At 65.0% G+C, this 1,353-nt stretch carries 1 protein-coding gene; it reads left to right on the top strand.

Annotated elements, in window-relative coordinates:
* Nucleotides 1-1,270, top strand: a 1,270-nt coding sequence (locus EOA24_RS38050; protein WP_127410830.1) for a plasmid partitioning protein, incomplete at its 5' end; no start/stop codon positions are given.
* Between the last annotated feature and the right edge of the window lie 83 nt (nucleotides 1,271-1,353).

The raw sequence follows: 1,353 nt of genomic DNA on the forward strand, positions 1-1,353 counted from the left end.
GCTGGCAAACGTCCTTCCCGCCATGCTCGACCACATGGCCAGGGGCGACATGCCCAACGAAAGCCAGCTGCGCACGATCGCTTCCGCCTCGCTTGAAGACCAAAGGCAAGTCTGGAAGAAGCACAAGCCGTCGAAGGCCGATCCGCAGGTGTCGTGGTGGAGTGTGGCGCAGGGCCTCACAAAGACCCGCATGTATGCACGCGATGCAAGCTTCGGCGACGACCTGGCGCAGGCCTACGGCATCGCCTGGGTCGAGGACCTGTTCGCGCCAGCCGACGAGGATAGCCGGTATACGACCGACGTCGAGGCTTTCCTCGGCGCCCAGCAGGAGTGGATGACGAACAATCTGCCCAGGAAGGGTATGCTCGTCGAAGTCAACGGTTGGGGCCAGCCGGAACTGCCGAAGAAGGCAGAGCGGGTCTACGGCAAGCCCGCGAAGTCGGACTGCACGGCGATGTATCTCGACCGCGACGGCAAAGTGCAGTCGGTGCACTACCGTCTCCCCGAGGCCAAGAAGGCCAAGGCGAAGGGCGATAGCGGCAGCGGCACCGACGGTGCGGACGACGCCGGCATCGTCTCGGCGTCGCGCCCGGATGTCACCCGCAAGGGCATCGAGATGATCGGCGATTTGCGCACCGACGCGCTGCATGAGGCGCTTGCCCGCGCCCCGATCGAGGACGACACGCTGATGGCGCTGCTTGTTCTGGCCTTCGCCGGCCAGAATGTCAGCGTCGCATCCGGCGCCCGCGACATCTCTTATTTTGGGGCGGCAAGCCTCGGCGAACACGCAGCGCGCTTGTTCAATCCGGAGGGCGTCCTCGAGTTCGACATGGATGAGTTGCGTGCCGCGGTGCGGTCGCTGCTGATTGACGTGCTCTCCTGCCGTGAGAACAGGTCGAACAGCGGCATTGTCGCGCGCGTGGCCGGCGATGCGATCGGCGCGGATGATTTTCTGGCCAACATGGGGAGCGAGGAATTCCTCTCCTGCCTGTCGCGTTCGGCGCTCGAAGCATCCTGCAAGGACACGCCGGTCCTGCCGCGCCAGAAGGTCAAGGACACTCGCGCAGCACTCGTCGAGCACTTCAGGGAGGGGCGCTTCGTTCATCCAGCGGCCCTGTTCGCACCGGACAGGGCAAAACTTTCGTCCTGGCTGACAAGCAAGGCAGCCACCGGGGAAGACAATCCCGGCGAACACGCCGAGGACCCGCAGGCGGCTGAGGATGCTGGCGGCGCTGAGCGCGAGGACGCTTTCCGCGAAGCGGCCGAATAGCGGCCCCAATTCTTCCTTCCGATCGCCATCCCGCCGCCGGCAAACGCCGGCGGCGGTCCTGTTTTGACAATCAGCACATGGAG

The sequence above is a fragment of the Mesorhizobium sp. M2A.F.Ca.ET.039.01.1.1 genome (assembly GCF_003998035.1).
GTDB lineage: Bacteria > Pseudomonadota > Alphaproteobacteria > Rhizobiales > Rhizobiaceae > Mesorhizobium.